Source organism: Marinobacterium sp. BA1 (assembly GCF_041155135.1).
GTDB lineage: Bacteria > Pseudomonadota > Gammaproteobacteria > Pseudomonadales > Balneatricaceae > Marinobacterium > Marinobacterium iners.
The window spans coordinates 238,296-257,231 of sequence record NZ_BAAFHC010000001.1; the positions used below are offsets into that span (position 1 = coordinate 238,296).

An 18,936-nucleotide genomic window follows, 5' to 3' on the forward strand; every position below is an offset into this window, starting at 1 on the left:
CAGTGCTCGGGTCCCCTCCTGAATTCCCGCCCGGCCTCAAGGCCCGGCGGGTTTTTTTGTTAGCTGTCTGGCAGGGATAAAACTCAGTGCTCTCGCGCAAGACTGCGCCTGAACAGTCCCAGTGTCAGCAGGAAAAACACTAGCCCTATACCTGCTGTAGCCAGGAAAGAGGGCCAGACCACGGCAAGGCCGGCGCCTCGGTAGAGAATCGCCTGGGCAAAGCTGACAAAGTGCGTGGTGGGTGCCAGCAGCATCAACTGCTGGACCGTTTCGGGCATGCTTTCGCGGGGGGTAATGCCGCCACTGAGCAGCTGCAGGGGCAGAATGGTTAGAATCAGCAGCAGGCCGAACTGAGGCATTGAGCGAGCCAAAGTACCAAGGAAAATTCCAATACTGCCAGCGGCAAATAGATGGATGGCGGCTCCGGCCAGGAACAGGGGGACCGAGCCGCTGACCGGGACGCCCAGCGCCCACTGCACCACCAGATACAGCGACAGGCTGGCGGCCAGGAGGACGACGCAGGCGTTAGCGGTCAATTTGGCCAGCATGATCTCGGCGGGGGTAAGCGGCATCACCATCAGGTGCTCGAGGGTGCCGTGTTCACGTTCACGAATCAGAGCGGCTCCGGTCAGGATGATCGACAGCAGCGTAATGTTGTTGATGATCTCCATGACGCTGCCGAACCAGCTGCTTTCAAGATTGGGGTTGAACCAGACACGGGTTTCCAGGCGAATCGGCAGTTCGCTGTTGTCCGGGCGGTCGTTGAGTGTCTGCAGCAGTTCCTGCTGAACGATCTGCTGTATGTAACGGCTGCCGAGGAAAGCCTGGGTCATTCGGGTGGCATCGATGATCAGCTGCAGCTCGGGCTGCTGGCCTGCCCGCAGGTCCGCTTCAAAACGATGGGGAATAAACAGTACGAAGGTGTAGTTGCCCCGGTCCAGCGCGAGATCTACCTGCTGCTCTTCAAGCAGGTCTGGCGCCTTGAACCAGGGAGGGGTAAACAGTGTCTGGAGTCGTGTCGACAGTGGCGATCGATCCTGGTCGACGATGGCAATGGGGGCGTTATGGACCGCCACCGAACTGCTTTTGGCCATCGCGTAAATGCCGCCACTGAAGGCCCAGATAATCAGCAACAGTAACACCCGGTCATGCCAGAGGCTGCGCAGTTCCTTGATGCCCAGCTGGGCGATATTGGATACCTTCATGTCAGCGCTCCTGCTGCTTGAGCAGGACCAGACTCAACAGCGTCAATACCGGGATAAAGGCGGCCAGCATCAGCAGGTGTGGCCAGAGTTCGGCCAGCCCCAGTGATTTGGTGAAAATACCGCGGCTGATGGTCAGGAACCAGGTGGTTGGATAACCGTTGCCGACCAGGGCAGCGACCCCTTCCAGTGATGTGACGGGCTGGGTCAGTCCGGAGAAGTTGATCGCCGGCAGCAGCGTTATGATGGCGGTGCCGGCCAGTGCTGCTACCTGTGTTTTGGTGAAGGCCGAAATGCACAGTCCCAGTCCCGTGGTTGCTGTCACATAGAGCAGTGTCGCCAGTGTTAGCAGCAGAAAGCTGCCTTTTAGCGGTACCTGGAACAGGATGACCGAAATCAGTACAAGACCGATAAAACTGATCATGCTAAGCAGGATATAGGGCAACTGCTTGCCAAGCAGGAACTCCAGCCGTGTTACCGGAGAGGCGTAGAGGTTGGTGATTGAGCCCAGCTCTTTCTCGCGCACGACGCCCAATGCCATCAGGATCGATGGGATGAAGATCAGCAGAATCGGAATCATCGCCGGAACCATGGCGTTGAGGCTGCGAAAGTCCTGGTTGTAGCGGTAGCGGGTTTGGAATCCGGCTGGTTGCAGTGCCGAAATGTCCATCCGCATCTGGGAAGCCATTTGTAGCAGGTATTGCAGGTGCATGCCCTGCAGATAGCCGTGAATGGTCTCGCCACGAAAGGGCATGGCGCCGTCGATCCATACACCGGCCTCTGGAGATTGTCCCAGCTTCAGCGCACGGCCATATCCGGCCGGAAGAATCAGTGCGACGGCGAGTTTGCCGCTGCGCATGCGTTGTTCCAGCTCGGCTTCCGAAACGGCATCCGCTTGCCGGTTGAAGTAGCGTGAGCCGGCAATGTTGTCGATGTAGGCCCGGCTTTCCGGGGTACGGTCATGATCCAGCACGGCAAATGTCAGGTCTTCCACATCGAACGATAGCCCGTAGCCGAGCACCAGCATCAGAATTACCGAACCTAGCAGTGCGAAAGCCGTGCGTATGGGGTCGCGAAGGATCTCCAGCGTTTCGCGGCGAGAGTAGGCCAGCAGGCGGCGCGGGCTGAACAGACGATTGGGGGCTGTGGTTGCCGGTTCGGGCCGGGTATCGGCTTCCGGCTTTGTGTCCGGGGGGGTGTCAGTATCCTGTGTCTCAGCCTGAAGGTAATCGATGAACGCTTCTTCCAGCGTCTCCCGACCCTGTCGTCGGATCAGTGCGTCGGGTGTGTCGCAGGCGAGGACCTGACCGGCATGCATCAACGAGATGCGGTCACAGCGGGCGCCCTCGTTCATAAAGTGGGTTGAGATAAAGATGGTGACCCCTTGCTCGCGAGACAGGCGAACCAGTTCGCGCCAGAAGTCGTCACGCGCCCGTGGATCAACGCCGGAGGTGGGTTCGTCCAATATCAGGATGTCGGGTTCGTGAATGATCGCCACTGCCAGAGAAAGGCGCTGACGGATACCAAGTGGCAGAGCGGTGGCCAGCTGGTCGCGATACTCGGTCAGGCTAAACTGATCCAGCAGCTGGGCGACGCGGGATTCCCTGTGCGCCGGCGGCAGCTGAAACAGGCGCGCATGCAGCAGCAGGTTCTGGATCACGCTCAGCTCTTCATACAGGGAGAATGCCTGCGACATGAAGCCGACGCGGGCGCGGGTCGCCAGATCGCGAGCATTCAAGGGCTGCCCAAACAGTAGCGCCTCGCCTTCACTGGGTTCGAGCAGGCCGGTCAGCATCTTCATGGTCGTGGTTTTGCCGCAGCCGTTGGAGCCGAGGAAGCCGAAGATCTCGCCGCGCCGGATTTTGAAGCTGACATTGTCGACGGCGGTGAAACGGCCGAAACGGCGAGTCAGCCCCTTGGCTTCGATGGCGATGCTTTGGTCATCCAGCTCAAGGGGCGGAATCTGCAAGGGCTGGTGGGTCTTCCCTTCGGACTCGGGGAGCAGGCGGACAAAGGCGGTATCCAGTTCCAGAGCGCCCGTGCGGGCAAGCAGCTGCTGCGGGCTGCCGGTCGCCAGCACCTGGCCGGCGTTCATCGCTACCAGCCAGTCGAACCCCATGGCTTCGTCCATATAGGCGGTGGCGACCAGTACACTCATGCCGGGCCGCTGACGGCGGATGCGCTCGATCAGTTGCCAGAACTGGCGACGGGACAGCGGGTCCACACCGGTGGTCGGTTCATCCAGAATCAGCAGGTCGGGGTCATGGATCAGGGCACAGCAGAGCCCAAGTTTCTGCTTCATGCCACCGGACAGCTTGCCAGCCGGTCGATCGCGAAAGGGAGCCAAGCCGGTGCTGTGCAGCAGGTCGTCAATGCGTGCCGCGCGAACGCGTCGGTCCTGATCAAACAGGCGGGCGAAAAAGTCGATGTTCTCCGCCACCGTCAGGGTCATGTAAAGGTTGCGCCCCAGCCCCTGGGGCATGTAGGCGATACGAGGGCACACCTGGCGGCGAAAGCTCGGCTGGCTCAGGTCGCCCTCGAACAGGCGGATAGTGCCCGTCTGGATCTTGCGCACACCGGCCAGCAGGCTGAGCAGGGTGGACTTGCCGACGCCGTCCGGCCCGATCAGGCCGATCATGCAGCCGGCAGGCAGTGCCAGGGTGGTGGGTTCCAGCGCGGTCACGTCGCCATAGCGGTGGCCGACACTAACCAGGTGGGCCACAGTGTCCGACATGGTCATCTCCTCAAAGTGCGTCGGCAGTGGTCAGGCCGGCAGGCGGTGTCAGCCATTCCGGCCAGTGGACCTGAGGATCCAGGCGCAGATAGCTGATGCCAGGCAGGCCTGTCTTGACCTTGTCACGGTGCTGTTCCAGTACGGCAGGATCGATACTGACCTTGACGCGAAACATCAGCTTGTCGCGCTCGCTGCGGGTTTCCACCTCTTTGGGGGTGAACTGGGATTGCGGAGAAATGAAGGTGATGCGGGCCGGGATGGCAACCTCCGGCAGGGCATCAACCAGGATGCGCGCCTCGTCACCCAAGTTCAGGCGACCGATTTCGGCGGTCGGCAGATAGACCGGCATGTAAACCTGGCCGATATCAAGCAGGGTTATCACTTTGCCCCCGGCGGCGAGTACTTCGCCCGGTTCATTCAGGCGGTAGAGTACCCGTCCTGCGACTGGTGCGGTTAGCAGGGTGTCATCCAGCAGGCTGCGAATCTGCTCCGCGTTCGCCTCGGCGGCCGTGATTTGGTCCAGTGCCAACTGAGCTTGGCGCTGCGCCGCGAGCAAGGCGGCCGCTGCGCTTTGGCTGGCGTTGAGTGCTTGGTCCATTTTGTCCTGGGAAGCCAGTTTCTTATCGACCATGCTACGCACTCGGGCCAACTCCTTTTGAACGAGTGTATGACCACTCTCGCGTTGCTGAACAACAGCAAGGGTGTACAGGTGCTGCTGCTCGGCTTGGCGTACTGCGGATTCGGCGGCCGCCAACTGGGCCTCCAGCTGACGGCTATCCAGTCGCGCCAGGGGTTGTCCCTGTTTGACCAGGTCCCCTTCATGCACCATAACTTCAACGATCCGGCCGGCTACCTTGGTTGCAATATCGATCTCCGCTGCTTCGATACGACCGTTGGCGGCGGTTAGTCCTGGCGGCAATGCGTGTTCGTCACTCAGTGGGTTGAACAGGTAGATGCCGGCAGTGGCCAGCAGGGCGAGTATGACAACAGAAGGAAGCAGGTGGCGCACGTTTAACTCCTTGTAGCCGGGTACCTGTTGTGTCCAGTGTACTGCTCTGGTCCGCACGGGGCCAGAGCAGTGGGTCTGATCACATCTCGTGACGCCACTTGAGGTTGTACAGATCGCGCCTGCGATCTTTCAGGTTGGTGACCGAACCTTCGTTGCGGATCACACGGATCTGGTCCAGATCCAGATCTGAGAACATGATCATCTCGGTGTTGGGAGTGGTTTCGGCCATCACGGCATCATGCGGGAAGGCAAAGTCAGAAGGCGAGAAGACGGATGACTGCGCATATTGCACGTCCAGACTTTCAACCGAAGGCAAGTTGCCCACACTGCCGCAGATGACGGTGTAGCACTCGTTCTCGATGGCCCGTGCCTGAGCGCAGTTGCGCACCCTCAGGTAGCCGTTCTTGGTGTCGGTCCAGAAAGGCACAAACAGAATATCCATATCCTGATCCGCCAGCAGGCGGCCCAGTTCGGGAAACTCCACATCGTAGCAGATCAAGATGCCTACACGCCCGGCATCGGTTTCGAATACACGCAGCTGGTCACCGCCACGAATGACCCAGTCACGTCGCTCATGCGGGGTAATGTGGAGCTTGCGCTGCTCTTCCACCGTACCGTCACGGCGGCAGAGGTAGCTGACGTTGTAGAGGTGGTCACCTTCCAGCAGCGGCATCGAGCCGGTGATGATATTGATGTTGTAGCTGACCGCAAAGTGGGACATCTCATTACGGAACCGCTCGGTGAACCCTGCCAGAAAGCGAATGGCGCTGGTCTGGCTGGTTTGATCGGTCAGGCCCATCAACGGTGCGTTGAAAAACTCCGGGAACAGCGCAAAGTCACTCTGATATTCAGACAGTGTGTCGACGAAATACTCGACCTGTTTGAGCAGCTCTTCCACCGACTCCACTTCACGCATCTGCCACTGGATGGCGCCGATTCGAACCTGGGTTGGACGGCTGCTGATCACGTTGTCTTCGGGCTCGAACAGAATATTGTTCCATTCCAGCAAGGTGGCATAGCCCTGAGACTTGGTGTCTTCCGGCAGGTAACTGCCCAGCAGGCGCTTGACCTGAAAATTGTTCGACAGCTGGAAGGTCAGGATCGGGTCGTATAGCTCGCGCTGTCGCACCTTGCCAATGTACTCACTGGCGGTCATCTCGCTGGCGTGTTTGTAGTAATTGGGAATGCGTCCCCCTGCCAGGATCGAGCGCAGGTTGTACTGACGACACAGCTCCTTGCGTGCCTCATACAGGCGGCGACCCAGGCGAAAGCCGCGGTACTCCGGGTGGATCAGCACATCCAGACCGTACAGGGCATCACCGTCGGGGTCATTGAGGATGGTCATCCGCTTCCCGATCAGATCTTCATAGGAGTGAGGGTTGCTGAAGCGGTCATAACGCACCTGTGCCGACAGCGCGATGCCGGCCAGTTCATCACCGTCAAATACACAGATCTGGCCTTCAGGAAATTCATCGATCAGCTTGTTAATGGTGTGTTCGGGCCAGGACCCGCCAATATCATCATAGACACGGTCCATCAGCACTTTCAGGCGGGGATAGTCCTCATGTTCCAGATTGCGGATGACAAGGTGCATGTCTTCGATGCGCATGATCGGTCCTCTTTAGCGGAATTCGCTTGCAGTGTGCGGCAGGGCGGGAATGGGCGCAAGTCAGCCTTGCCGACGAGCGGCGAGCAGGAACTCGCGATTGCCATCACCACCGGTAATCGGGCTTTCGTTCCACCAACAGGGTAAAAGGTTATTGTCGCGGCAACAGGCTTCAATTTTCTGACGTATCCGTTCATAGATGGCGGAGTCACGTACCAGACCACCCTTGCCGATATGTTCAGGGCCGGCTTCAAACTGTGGCTTGACCAGCGTAATCAGCAGACCCTCGGGTCGCAGCAGAGGAGCGAGTGATGGCAGGATCAGGGTTTGTGAAATGAATGAAACATCCATGACTGCCAGCTCGAACCCGAGTGCTTCGGGAGTGTGCTCACGCAGTGACGGTTCCAGTGCGCGGGCGTTATAGCCTTCCAGACAAATGACCCGCGGATCCTGGCGCAGGCGCGGGTGCAGCTGATCGTGACCAACTTCAATGCCAACGACTTTGGCAGCACCGTGTTGCAGCAGGCAGTCGGTGAAGCCGCCGGTGGACTGACCCACATCCAGTGCGGTGATGCCTTCAACACCAGGGTTGAGTGACGCCAGTGCATGCTGCAGCTTGAGGGCACCGCGTGAAACAAACCGGTCTTCGTCACTGCTCTCCACACGCACGGGAGTGTCAACCGGCAGCTTGAAAGAGGGTTTGTCCAATCGCTGCCACTGCCCCAGCTCAGCCTCGACGCGACCCTCTTTGATCAGGCGCTGGGCACGGGTGCGTGTCTCGGCAATGCCGCGTTCCACCAACAGCAGATCCAGTCGTTGCATGGCGATGATCCTGAGTTAAATTGGGTCATTATACCGAAACCCTATGCGATAGGGTGCCTGATCTGGATTGTGCTCACTACAGACAGTGATTGCTCCTGTGACACTATGTCGCATTGGATTATATGTTTTTATACCTAAAATGGCGCCATGAAAAATAAGGGGGCGCCATGGATATATTAGTAAAAGGTGGTGTAATAACCTGGATACTTGTTGCCTACTCGGTCGTGGGATTTTCCATAGTTATATCGGCCTATTTGCGCCTCTTAAAAGACCGGGGGGCTTACTCAGATCCTCTGGTGCCTGATAATTCTACCGGTGAATACAAAGAGATATTTCAGCGCCTCACGGTTGCACAACAATCAGGCCTGGATCAGGAGTCTCTTCGTGTTCTTGCTCAGCGTTTGATAACCACGCACATACGGTATTTTGAAACCGGGCTAAAAACTCTGAGCGTACTCGCCAATACGGCTCCCTTGATGGGGCTTTTAGGCACCATTATTGGCATGATATCGGCATTTCGTGTCATTGAGTCAGAAGGTGCGGGCGTCAATGCGCAGATGCTCGCGGGCGGTATCTGGGAGGCCATGCTTACAACAGGTGTAGGTTTGGCGGTTGCCTTGCCTTTATTGTTCTTCCTGCATGCATTGGAGTCATTGATTGAAAAGCATCATTGGCAGCTATATGTAGCTGTTTCTGAGGTAATTCATGAGCCTGTTGAAAGTCAAGGGATCTGATTATAGGAAAATGCCATGCAGTATTATCCTCGAAAGCGGTTATCCAATCAGAGTATTAATATAACGCCATTGATTGATATTGTTTTCATTCTTCTGGTGTTTTTCATGCTGACATCTCATTTTATCAATGAAAAACGATTCGAAGTCAGCTTGCCCGATGCCAAAAGCGGGGATGAAGGAAATATCGATGAGCCTGTGTTCATCAATATAAGTTTGATGGGTCATTTATATCAGGCTGACCGGTTACTGTCTGATGAACAGTTGGATGCGTTGCTCTTGCAGATGGTTGAAAAGCAACAATCACTGGTACTGAGGGTTGATGAGCGTGCTCCATTTGAGCCGGTTATGGCGTTGATGGACAGGGCGAGACAGCAGGGAGTATCAACTATCGGTTTTGCCGTTGAAGAGCCGGTGAGGTAGCTGAGCATGATCTTCAAGGGCGTGCTGCTCTCCTGCCTGATGCATGTGATGTTGACCTGGTTTTTTTTGGACCTGGACTGGTTCAGAGGAGTGACGCACTCACCGGACTATACAGCTGAGCCCATATTGGTGGCCGTTTATCAATCGAAGGCACCTCCCCTTCAGGCTCCGTCACCTCCCGTTCAAGCTCCGCCACCTCCCGTTCTGGCTCCGCCAAGTACCTCATCAGCAGCTGTAGCGGTAGCCACTGAGCAGCCAAAACCAAGCGTCAGGCAAGACAGTATTGTTCAGGAAAAGCCGCACGTACCTGCCGAGTCTGCACCTTCCCGGAGGCCGACCACGGTTTCTCACATGAAGGAAGATGTCACGGCGTCTGTTGACCAGACAGCAAGCCTTACTGCTGTAACACCGCCACCATCCGCTGAGTCGGCAGTTCCTGCGCCACCAGTGAATACTGCGCCCAAACCGCTTAAACCCAGTTATGCCCAGCGTCTTACTCAGCGCATCGAGCAATATAAAACCTACCCACGCCGCGCCCGAGAGAGGGGGCTGTCCGATGAAGTGCTTTTCAGCGTCAGTGTTAATGACACAGGAGAGATGCAGGCATTTCATTGGTTGGAAGGGCATACCGCGTTTCGCACTTCGACGCTGCAGGCGGTGCGCCGAGCCTTGCCCTATCCGCCCGATCCGGGGCAGGCGCCAGTCAGTGTGCAGGTTCGCATGATCTATTCGCTTCAGGACAGGATCTAACCATGAAAGGATATAAAAAACTCTGTGCCGCCATGTTGTTGGCGGGTTTGCCGATTGCCGCTGTACAGGCACAGGAGCAGGTGATTCGGGTGTACTCCTCGACTATCGAGGACCGTTTCGGTGAGGACAGAACTCAACCCAGTTCCACTGTGTCGCTTTCGCGGGAAGAGATCGAGCAGCAGCATGCGCAGAATCTTCAGCAGGTATTGCAGGCGATCCCCGGCATCACCACGGATCAGTCCGGCGGTGAGGATATCAAGATCAAGATCCGGGGGGTCGAGAATCAGCGCTACATGGGTGAGCCGCCGGGCGTGGTGATCGTGATTGACGGCGTGCCGGTGTTTGAGCGCACCGGCAAGGTCAATATCGATCTGGATAACATCGAGTCCATCGATGTGGTCAAGGGCGGAGCCTCCTATCTGTTCGGTGAAGACGCGCTGGCTGGTGCTGTCATCATCAAGACCAAGCGTGGTTATGCGCAACAAGGCGTTTCGCTGGAGCATGAGCGAGGCAGCTTCGGCTATGAGCGCTCCGTACTGAGAGCTGGCGGCGGGACCGACAACTTGCAGGCGCATGTTCAGTACGCCGACCGCAGCAGCGATGGTTTCTATGCGTTGGGTAACAGCTGGGCAGAAACCCTGTCGGGCAACATTACCTGGTATCCGGATGAAGTTAGCGATCTGAGTTTCGGCTTCGAAAAGTCGGACCGTTATCGGGATCGCAGCGGTTCGGTCAAGGGAGCGACCCAGGCCGCGACCGACCCCGAGGGCAATACCGCGTCACGTGACTATACCCGTAACTTCGATGTGGATCTTGAACGCCTCAATCTGGCGTATTCACGTGAGCTGAACGATAGCCTGAGCCTGCGTGGCCTGGTCTATCAGTACACGGACGACACCAGCTTCTGGTCCGGCCCGATGAGTTATGATGGCACGGGTGCGCGTACCATTGCGGCGGATGATTACAAGTACGATACCGATTATTCCCAGACCCAGCGTGGCCTGAAGCTGGAGCTCAACCACAGCGGCGACCGCCTGGGGACACTGCTGGGGCTGGATCTGCGCCGGGACAGCACGGACAATGCAGTACGCGCGCTGAGGGACTATCGCACCTTTTCTCGGGGCGCGACCACGGCTGCGGGCACACTGCTCAGCGAGGATGAAGGTCAAACCGACACCCAGGCGCTGTTCGTGGAGTTCAAGTATCAACTGGCGCAGGACACCACTCTGACCGCCAATGCCCGCCATGACCGAATTGAGGTTGAGTACCGAGACCATCTGAGTGACGCCGACGCTGACAAGGCCTTCAACGTCAACTCCTGGCGTCTGGGGCTGACCCACGACCTGACCCCGGGCTCTACACTGTTTGCCAGTGCCTCCACCGGTTTCAGAACGCCGACGTTGTCGCAGCTGTACCGCACCGATCTCAGCGGCGACCAGGCGGTGGCCAACAATCCGAATCTGGAACCCGAAGAATCGTTGACCTACGAACTGGGACTTCGTCAGGCTTTCAATCTCGGTGGCTGGCCCAGTGCTCTAAGTGCGTCTGTTTTCCAGGTCGAACGTGATGATTTCATTCTTGACACCAGTGGTCAGTACAGCCCGAACAGCGCCAGTCATGATGTGACGGGTGAAGCGGCTATTTACGACAATATAGGTGGTACGCGAACGCGCGGTTTTGAGCTCCAGTTAACCACCGAGCCGCATCAGGATTTTGCGTTCGACCTGTCCTATACCTGGCTGCACTCAGTCTTTACCCGCTACGACGATTTCTATCAGGCGTTGGGCAACCCCTACGGGCGCTTCGGCTATGTCGATCCGGCCAGTTTCAATGACCCGGTGAACAGCTACACCCTGGTGCACCACGACAACACGGGCAACCGGGTGCCGCGGGTATCTCCTCACCAGATCAATGCGCGGCTGCACTGGTTCGGCATCGACAACCTGAAACTGACCACTGAAGTTGATTACCGCTCCACCGCCTGGGCCGATGAGATCAATCAGGAGAAGTGGGCCGGACGCACGCTGGTGAACCTGATGGCCGAGTACAACCTTAGGGTTGGCAGCGGTGAGCAAGACAACATTCAGCTATTCATGCGTATCGACAACCTGTTCGACAAGGAGTACTGGGTCATCGCCCGCGGTGTCAACGACAGCAATGGCAGTCCGGCCACCGGCATGGAATATGACGGCGTCTACAACGCTGAAGACCTGTCCATCATTCCGTCCACCGGTCGCCGCTGGCAGGCCGGTGTACGCTATCGCTTCTGAGGAGCCTGAGCATGTTGTCGAGAGTATTGACCGGCCTGGTGCTGTGTCTGTGGGCAACGGCGGCCAGTGCGGCCGATGTGGTGCTGCTGACCACCGACTTTGTACTGGGGAAGAAGCTGGATCAGGTTGCGCAGGCAGCCAGGAGCGAAGGTGTGGATCTGAACTGGCATGATGTCAGCCGCACCGATGACGTTGCACTGGAAGCTGCTGTCAAGGCGGCCCGGCTGATCATTGTCGATGCCCCTCGGCAGGAAGATATCGCCGAGGTGGACAGTCAGGCAGGCGATTACTGGCGTCGTTTTGCCAGGCCGGTGGTGCATATCAACCGGATGAACTGGATGAGCCGGCTGAGGGCCGAACGGATCGAGTCAGACTTTGCAGAGCGCCTCTACGCCTATTATCTGGGTGGGCGTGAGCAGAACAGGGCCTACCTGGCTCAGTTCCTGGCGCTCTGGCTCAAGGGCGAAGACTGGACGCAGGTGCCCGATGCCGTGCCGATGCCAGATGGCGCCATCTACCACCCGGATGCGCCGGGCGAGCTGTTTACCGATCTGGCTGATTATCTGGAATGGTGGCAGCAGCGTATGAGCAAGGACTGGAAAGGCCTGCCGGTGGTCGGCATGGAAACCAGCTCAAGCTATATCGCCGATGCGCAGAACCGCATGCTCGATGAATTCATTCTGGGCGCGGAGGCTCGTAATGCTGTCCCTGTTGTGTACTACCGCGATGCGCGCAACCTGACGCCGCCCAGCCGTGAAGGTCGTTCCGGCGGTGGGCGTCCGGAAGGTAGTCGACCGGGAGCTGGCCAGCCAATTGCAGCGGCGGAGCAGGGTGAGCCGGTGATCGAACGCAATCCGGGCGATTTCCCCAATCCAATGGAACTGGCACCGCATCAGTTGGATGAACCTCTGATTACGCTGGGTGACGAACGGGTCGTCGATGTGATGACCGTCAACACCTTTCTCGGTGTCGGACCGGACCAGCGGCTGGCGCGCTACCGGGCGCAGAATATGCCGGTACTGAACGTGATCAACTACCGCAACGGCAACCGCGAGGAATACCAGGCCGATCTGGCCGGTATCAGCACCTTTTATATCCCGTTCCAGCTCTCGGTGGCCGAGTACATCGGCATTCAGGACCCGGTAGTGTTGTCGACCAATGAGGGTGGCGAGATGGTGCCGATGCCGGAGCAGCTCGATCTGCTGTTGGGCAAGGCGGTCAAGCTGGCACAGTTGAAACGCAAGGCCAATGCCGACAAGCGGCTGGCGCTGGTGTTCTGGAACACCCCGGCCGGGGAGCAGAATATCAGTGCGTCCAACATGAACGTGCCGCGCTCGGTCGCTAAATTGATTGAAGACCTCAAGGCCGAGGGCTACCGGCTGGAGAGCCGTGACGAACAGGCGCTGATCGACAGCTTCGGTACGCTGTTGCGGCCTTTCTACCGTAAAGAAGCGTTACAGGAACTGACGGCGACCGAACACTGGGCCTTTATGCCGCTGGCGGACTATCAGCGCTGGTTTGAGGCGCTGCCGGCCAGCGTGCGCAGCGAGATCACCGGGTTCTGGGGCGATGCGGGCAGCAGTGGCTGGCTGGTGGAGAAGGACGGGGAAAAGGGCTTTGCCATCCCGCGTATTGAGGCCGGCAATCTGGTGATCCTGCCGCAGCCCAAGCGCAGCGACCGGCCCGGCGACGAGCGCGAAAAGGACCTGTTCCACGACACCAAGGTGCCGCTGCACCATGGCTATCTGGCCACCTATCTGTGGTTGCGGGAAGGCTTTGGCAGCGATGCCATCATCCACTTCGGTACCCACGGCTCCCAGGAGTGGACGCCGGGCAAGGAGCGCGGACTCTGGGCCTATGATTATCCCAACCTGCTGGTGGGCAATACGCCGGTGCTCTATCCCTATATCGTCGACAACATCGGCGAAGCGATCCACGTCAAGCGCCGTGGTCGCGGTGTGATTATCTCGCACCAGACGCCGGCCTTTTCCCCGGCCGGACTGGCGCCGGAGCTGACGGCGCTGAATGACCTGCTGCGGGAATATCACGGCGTGGATGAGGGCATGGTCAAGGAAACGGCCAAAGCCAACATCATCGAAGCAGTGATCGAGCAGAACCTGCACAAGGACGTGGGGCTGGAAGAACAGGTCTGGCGGCAGAACTTCGAAACTCACTTGCGCCGGGTCGAGGACCATATCGAGCTGCTGGCCGGAGCCCTGCAGCCCCTGGGACTGCACACCTTCGGCGACACCATGACGGACGAGTATCGGGCGATGAACCTGATGCTGATTCTGCTCAAGCCACTGGCCGCCGAGCTGGGGATCGACAACCCGGATGCTCTGTTCGTGGCGGACTATGAGCAGATCAAGCAAACCGAGCCCTACCGCTTCGTACTCAGGTATGTGGTGCAGCAGGCCGTAACGGACGCCCTGCCGCCGACGCAGCAGCAGCTGGTCAGGGAGGCACGTCAGCTGGCGGACAACTATGCCGCCGAAGCGGAAACCCGGGCGCTGATCACTGGTCTGTCCAGCGGATTCATCGATCCGAGCTATGGTGGCGATCCGATCCGCAACCCCGATGCGCTGCCGACCGGGCGCAACATCTACGGCTTCGATCCCAACCGGGTGCCCACCAAGGCCGCCTATGATGCCGGGGTGAAGGCGATGCAGGAGCTGATCGACAACTACAAGGCGCAGCACGGCCGTTATCCGCAGAAACTGACCTTCACGCTCTGGAGTACCGAGACCATGCGTCATCTGGGCATGCTGGAGGCGCAAATCTTCTGGGCACTGGGCGTGAAGCCGGTGTGGGATCGCGGTGGCCGAGTGACCGGCATTGAAGCGATTCCGCAGCAGGAACTGGGGCGTCCGCGCATCGACGCCGTGATTTCCCTGACCGGGCTCTACCGTGACCAGTTTCCGGTGGTGATGGAGCGTTTCAATGAAGCGGTCACCCTGGTGGCGGCGTTGAAGGAGCCGAAAGAACTCAACTTCGTCCGTGCCAACACCGAGCGTATTCGTGCAGAGCTGGTGGCACAGGGCATTCCTGCCGAGCAGGCGGAAAATCATGCGCTGACACGGGTGTTTGGCACCGAAAGCGGCGACTACGGCACCAAGCTGCCCGAGGCCACGCTGGGATCGGACCAGTGGGAGGAGGGCGACGGCAAGCTGGAGGAACTCTATCTGTCGCGCATGTCCTGGGCCTACGGCCCCGATGCCAGCCAGTGGAGCCGCAAGCTGACCGACGCCGAAGGCAAGGTGGTCAACACCTATGCTCAGCATCTGAAGGGTACTGACGCGGCGGTCTTCTCGCGCTCTTCCAACCTGCGCGGACTGCTGGATACCGATCATCCGTTCGAGTATCTGGGCGGCATCTCCATGGCGGTGAAGTATCTGGATGGCGAGGCACCCCAGCTGTACATCTCCAACATGCGCGACCCGCGCAAGGCACGGTTGCAGGATGCGGCCAATTTCATGGCGATGGAGCTGAGGTCGGTTTACCAGCATCCGAACTGGGTTAAGGAGATGATGCAGGAGGACTATGCCGGCACCCTGAACATGCTGAAGACGATCAACAACTTCTGGGGCTGGCAGGTGATGGATCGCAATGTGGTCAGGGACGACCAGTGGCAGGCCTTCCACGAGGTGTACGTCAAGGACAAGTACGAACTGGGGCTGCGCGAGTGGTTCGAACAGTCCAACCCCACGGCGCTGGCGCAGATCAGCGAACGCATGATCGAAGCGATTCGCAAGGGCTACTGGGAGGCCAGTGATGAAACCCTGCGTGAGCTGGTCGAGGTGTATACCGAGATTGCGGCCAAACATGATGTGTACACCGAAAACCGCACCTTTGCCCAGTTCGTGGCAGACAAGGCGGCTGGCTATGGCATCAGTGCCGCCCCGGCGCCGGATCAGGCCAGCAGTGCCGCCACGCCACCGCCGGAAGGTGTCAATGAGCCTCAGTCCCAGGGCGAGCAGGTTAGCGGCCAGAAACTGGAAGAGGTAAGTCAGGAGGTGCAGGACAGTCCACTGGACTACTGGCTGTTTATGCTGTTGCTGCCGATTGCGGCGGGATTCTGGCACCAAGGGCGCCGCGCCCGTGCCTGATGTGAGCCTGAAGTGAATCTGATCAAAGGAATCAAATGAGATGAACCAACTGGAACAATGGCTGTACAGCATCACCGGCATTTTTCTGACCCCGGTGTTGCTGGTGCTGATACTGATGTTTGTTTATGCCCTGTTCATGCTTGGGCAGTTTTTGATGGAGTATGTGCAACGGCGTACTCGACCCGAGCGCACCGGGCCACTGGAACGGGTAGCCCGGCATCATGGCCGGATTGATCAGGAACAGCTGGAGCTAGCGCTGCTAAAGCAGACCGAGTGGCCGCGGCTGATCAACCGCATCGCGCCCATGCTGGGGTTGATCGCCACCATGATCCCGATGGGGCCTGCGCTGATGGCGGTGGCGGCCGGCAACACCCTGAGCATGGCTGACAATCTGGTGGTGGCCTTCTCGGCGGTGATCATCGCGCTGTTGGCGGCGTCGGTCAGCTACTGGATTCTGTCGGTACGCAAGCGCTGGCTGCTGGAGGAGTTGCACCAGCTGCTGAGCCAGCAAGAGGCGGCATCGGTGCCACTCAAGGAGGCTGCATGACGACACAGCGCCGACCCCTGTCGATCCTGCGTGACGACGAGGAAGATCCGATCACCAGCGTGGTCAACCTGATCGATGTGTTTCTGGTGATCATCGCCGTGCTGCTGATCGTCATCATCCAGAACCCGCTCAATCCTCTGACCAGCGATTCGGTGGTCGTGGTCAAGAACCCGGGACAGGACAACATGGAAATGATCGTCAAAGAGGGTGAAACGCTCAAGCACTACACTTCCTCAGGCGAAGTGGGCGAAGGTGAAGGCGTAAAGGCCGGCATCACCTATCGGCTGCAGGACGGCTCTATGGTGTATGTGCCTGAGGGCTAGGATCCGTGGTGTCTTGTGCGCGACTTTTATTGTGTTCGTATTCAGGGCCCCGGCCGCTTTCATTTTGCAAACGGCCGGCAAAGGATTAACATGATGCCGTTCTACTCATTGATCTGGATAGAGAATTTCGGTGTCAAGCCAAGACCTGTGTACCAGTCGTAAAGCCGCTGAATTGCTGGGAGTAACCCCTCGGACCATACAGCTGTGGGCGGACGCCGGCATTTTGCATGGCTGGAAGACACCAGGCGGACATCGACGCTTCAGTCTCGGCGCGATTGAGCGTTTGGCCGAAAAGATTCGCAGTGGTGAGGCTGTCACAGCTGCAGCGGATGTGGTGCGCCCCGAGCCAACCCGTCCGGTGAGGCTGCAGGTGATTGAGGATGAGCCCGCGCTGCAGCGGCTCTATGCCCTGACTATTCGCAGCTGGGGGCTTCCGGTGGAGTTGCGCCAGTCAGTGGACGGCTACCAGGGGCTGTTGGAGTTGGGGCGCTTTGAGCCCGATTTGCTGATACTGGATCTTAACCTGCCGAATGTTGATGGCTTCAGTGTTATCGAGGCGCTGGTGCGTCAGGAGCTGCTGCAGCAGATGCAGCTGATTGTGGTTACTGCATTGGGGATGAGACAGGTACAGGATCGTATCGACGCGATCAGCAGGGGTATAGAGGTGTTACCCAAACCTATCCCATTTGCGCGCTTGCGTGAAAAGGTTGAACAGATTTTGCTGGGAATGTCTGATCAGATTTGAAATTCACTTTCTTTCGCTTTAGAATCGGAAAAAACGGAAGCCGGAGTCGGTTTTCGCGTTATGGTCTGAAAGGCTGTGTCGGTTAGGTGGGGGCCAATCCGATACAGCTGAATAGGACCACCCCCTTCCTTTTTTACCTTCGTTCTCGTTCTGTCCGGAACTTCATCTTTGAGTCTATGCTCAGCTGACACGTTTGTTGGCGAACTTCAGTGCCTGTGTGCTCGTCTCTGAGTGTGGCTGGCGGTATTCACTGCCTTGTGTGCTTTATGGCAGTTGAAAAATCTTCTTTTGAATTTTTATAAGAGTATTTTTCTATAAATATATATAAATACGGAAAATAAATACGTCATTTTTGATCCAGAATAGTGACTTCTGTTGCATAACGATGAACATGAAGGTGTTGCTATGCGTGTGATTATTCTTGGCAGTGGCGTTATCGGCGTGACCAGTGCCTGGTATCTGGCCCAGGCCGGCCATGAGGTGGTGGTGATTGATCGCCAGCCGGAGTCGGCACTGGAAACCAGTCATGCCAATGCTGGCCAGATATCACCGGGATATTCGGCCCCTTGGGCGGCCCCCGGAGTGCCGCTGAAGGCGATCAAATGGATGTTGCAGGATCTGGCGCCCCTGCGTGTGGCACCACGTCTGGATCCTGCCATGTTGCGCTGGCTGGTCAGTATGCTCTCAAACTGTACCCGGTCAGCCTATGCCCGTAACAAGTCGCGCATGCTGCGTATCGCAGAATATAGCCGAGACTGTTTTATCGAGCTGCGCCGGGAAACCGGTATCGAGTATGACAACCGGGCTCAGGGGCTGATTCAACTGTTTCGAAGCCAAAAGCAGCTTGATGCCTCGCTTGAGGATATCCATATCCTGGAATCCTGCGGCGTTGCCTATGAATCGCTGAACCGAGAGGGAATACTGCAACATGAGCCAGCCCTCGCACATGTGCGTGACAAACTGGTTGGCGGTTTGCGTTTGCCCGGTGACGAAACCGGTGACTGCTTTCTGTTCACTCAGGCACTGGCAAAACGCTGTGAAGCGTTGGGGGTAGAGTTCAGGTTTGATACAACCATCGACTCTATTGAGGCCGAGCAGGGGAGAGTCAAAGGCGTTAAGACTTCGGGCGGTGACGTACGGGGTGATCGTTATCTGGTGGCGCTTGGCAGCTACAGTCCCCAATTGCTTAAGCCTTTGGGGATGCGTTTGCCAATCTACCCGGTCAAGGGATTTTCGCTCACCATCCCGATTACGGATGCATCGAGAGCACCGGAATCAACGGTAATGGATGAGACCTACAAGGTTGCGGTCAGCCGGTTGGGTGATCGCATTCGTGTAGGGGGAACGGCAGAGCTGACAGGTTATGATCTGTCTACGCCCGAGAGTCGGCGCGCCAATGTGGAATTTGTGGTCAACGACCTTTTCGGTGGCAGTGGGGACCCGTCGCAGGTCGAGCTGTGGACAGGGCTGCGACCGATGACGCCCGATGGCACCCCGATTCTGGGCCCAACGGGGTATCCCGAGCTGTTTCTGAATACCGGCCACGGTACGCTGGGGTGGACCATGTCACTTGGCTCTGCCCGCTATATCACCGATATAATCTGTGGTCAGACGCCGGCAATTGAAACGGAGGGGCTGAGCCTTGACCGTTACGCTGGTTGAAACACA

General features: G+C 58.0%; 14 protein-coding genes. 9 read left to right on the forward strand and 5 right to left on the reverse strand.

What is annotated here, in order from left to right:
- Positions 1-83: 83 nt before the first annotated feature.
- From ACAM29_RS01190 to ACAM29_RS01210, 5 genes are all read right to left on the reverse strand, one after another.
- Positions 84-1,205, reverse strand: a complete 1,122-nt coding sequence (locus tag ACAM29_RS01190; RefSeq protein ID WP_369622922.1) for an ABC transporter permease — start codon at positions 1,203-1,205, stop codon at positions 84-86.
- A gap of 1 nt (position 1,206) precedes the next feature.
- Positions 1,207-3,942, reverse strand: coding sequence for a ribosome-associated ATPase/putative transporter RbbA (rbbA, locus tag ACAM29_RS01195; protein WP_369622923.1), 2,736 nt, complete (start codon positions 3,940-3,942; stop codon positions 1,207-1,209).
- A gap of 4 nt (positions 3,943-3,946) precedes the next feature.
- Entirely contained in the window at positions 3,947-4,945 is a 999-nt protein-coding gene (locus ACAM29_RS01200; protein ID WP_354407053.1) for an HlyD family efflux transporter periplasmic adaptor subunit, read from the reverse strand.
- Between the two features lie 79 nt (positions 4,946-5,024).
- Positions 5,025-6,554: a GNAT family N-acetyltransferase gene (locus ACAM29_RS01205; RefSeq protein ID WP_369622924.1), complete on the reverse strand. Its 1,530-nt coding sequence runs from the start codon at positions 6,552-6,554 to the stop codon at positions 5,025-5,027.
- Positions 6,555-6,614: 60 nt separating this feature from the next.
- Positions 6,615-7,373, reverse strand: coding sequence for a TlyA family RNA methyltransferase (locus ACAM29_RS01210; RefSeq protein WP_369622925.1), 759 nt, complete (start codon positions 7,371-7,373; stop codon positions 6,615-6,617).
- 167 nt (positions 7,374-7,540) lie between these two features.
- Here ACAM29_RS01210 and ACAM29_RS01215 point away from each other — a divergent pair, with 167 nt between their 5' ends.
- The 9 genes from ACAM29_RS01215 to ACAM29_RS01255 all read left to right on the forward strand — a co-directional run bounded on the left by ACAM29_RS01215 (position 7,541) and on the right by ACAM29_RS01255 (position 18,930).
- Positions 7,541-8,107, forward strand: a complete 567-nt coding sequence (locus ACAM29_RS01215; protein ID WP_369622926.1) for a MotA/TolQ/ExbB proton channel family protein — start codon at positions 7,541-7,543, stop codon at positions 8,105-8,107.
- A 15-nt stretch (positions 8,108-8,122) separates the two neighbouring features.
- Positions 8,123-8,527 (forward strand): biopolymer transporter ExbD, encoded by a 405-nt coding sequence (locus ACAM29_RS01220; RefSeq protein ID WP_091824917.1) that lies wholly within the window; start codon positions 8,123-8,125, stop codon positions 8,525-8,527.
- Positions 8,528-8,878: 351 nt separating this feature from the next.
- Positions 8,879-9,277, forward strand: coding sequence for a TonB family protein (locus ACAM29_RS01225; RefSeq protein WP_175527605.1), 399 nt, complete (start codon positions 8,879-8,881; stop codon positions 9,275-9,277).
- A gap of 2 nt (positions 9,278-9,279) precedes the next feature.
- Positions 9,280-11,547, forward strand: coding sequence for a TonB-dependent receptor (locus ACAM29_RS01230; protein WP_369622927.1), 2,268 nt, complete (start codon positions 9,280-9,282; stop codon positions 11,545-11,547).
- Positions 11,548-11,558: 11 nt separating this feature from the next.
- The gene (gene cobN / locus ACAM29_RS01235; protein ID WP_369622928.1) at positions 11,559-15,653 is read left to right on the forward strand and encodes a cobaltochelatase subunit CobN; all 4,095 of its coding nucleotides are present in this window, start codon (positions 11,559-11,561) and stop codon (positions 15,651-15,653) included.
- 40 nt (positions 15,654-15,693) lie between these two features.
- Positions 15,694-16,200, forward strand: a complete 507-nt coding sequence (locus tag ACAM29_RS01240; RefSeq protein WP_369622929.1) for a MotA/TolQ/ExbB proton channel family protein — start codon at positions 15,694-15,696, stop codon at positions 16,198-16,200.
- Positions 16,197-16,523 carry a DUF2149 domain-containing protein gene (locus ACAM29_RS01245; RefSeq protein ID WP_175527606.1) on the forward strand — a complete coding sequence of 109 codons (327 nt, stop codon included), beginning with the start codon at positions 16,197-16,199 and terminating at the stop codon, positions 16,521-16,523. The genes ACAM29_RS01240 and ACAM29_RS01245 overlap by 4 nt, the downstream gene beginning before the upstream one ends.
- A gap of 130 nt (positions 16,524-16,653) precedes the next feature.
- Entirely contained in the window at positions 16,654-17,268 is a 615-nt protein-coding gene (locus ACAM29_RS01250) for a response regulator (RefSeq protein ID WP_369622930.1), read from the forward strand.
- 405 nt (positions 17,269-17,673) lie between these two features.
- Entirely contained in the window at positions 17,674-18,930 is a 1,257-nt protein-coding gene (locus ACAM29_RS01255; RefSeq protein ID WP_369622931.1) for a D-amino acid dehydrogenase, read from the forward strand.
- The last annotated feature ends 6 nt before the right edge of the window (positions 18,931-18,936 follow it).

What these genes read in the sequence shown, in the direction of transcription:
- ACAM29_RS01190 (WP_369622922.1), bottom strand. Translation starts at nt 1,205, where the DNA reads ATGAAGGTATCCAATATCGCCCAGCTGGGCATCAAGGAACTGCGCAGC.
- rbbA (WP_369622923.1), bottom strand. Translation starts at nt 3,942, where the DNA reads ATGACCATGTCGGACACTGTGGCCCACCTGGTTAGTGTCGGCCACCGC.
- ACAM29_RS01205 (WP_369622924.1), bottom strand. Translation starts at nt 6,554, where the DNA reads ATGCGCATCGAAGACATGCACCTTGTCATCCGCAATCTGGAACATGAG.
- ACAM29_RS01210 (WP_369622925.1), bottom strand. Translation starts at nt 7,373, where the DNA reads ATGCAACGACTGGATCTGCTGTTGGTGGAACGCGGCATTGCCGAGACA.
- ACAM29_RS01215 (WP_369622926.1), top strand. Translation starts at nt 7,541, where the DNA reads ATGGATATATTAGTAAAAGGTGGTGTAATAACCTGGATACTTGTTGCC.
- ACAM29_RS01220 (WP_091824917.1), top strand. Translation starts at nt 8,123, where the DNA reads ATGCAGTATTATCCTCGAAAGCGGTTATCCAATCAGAGTATTAATATA.
- ACAM29_RS01225 (WP_175527605.1), top strand. Translation starts at nt 8,879, where the DNA reads ATGAAGGAAGATGTCACGGCGTCTGTTGACCAGACAGCAAGCCTTACT.
- ACAM29_RS01230 (WP_369622927.1), top strand. Translation starts at nt 9,280, where the DNA reads ATGAAAGGATATAAAAAACTCTGTGCCGCCATGTTGTTGGCGGGTTTG.
- cobN (WP_369622928.1), top strand. Translation starts at nt 11,559, where the DNA reads ATGTTGTCGAGAGTATTGACCGGCCTGGTGCTGTGTCTGTGGGCAACG.
- ACAM29_RS01240 (WP_369622929.1), top strand. Translation starts at nt 15,694, where the DNA reads ATGAACCAACTGGAACAATGGCTGTACAGCATCACCGGCATTTTTCTG.
- ACAM29_RS01245 (WP_175527606.1), top strand. Translation starts at nt 16,197, where the DNA reads ATGACGACACAGCGCCGACCCCTGTCGATCCTGCGTGACGACGAGGAA.
- ACAM29_RS01255 (WP_369622931.1), top strand. Translation starts at nt 17,674, where the DNA reads ATGCGTGTGATTATTCTTGGCAGTGGCGTTATCGGCGTGACCAGTGCC.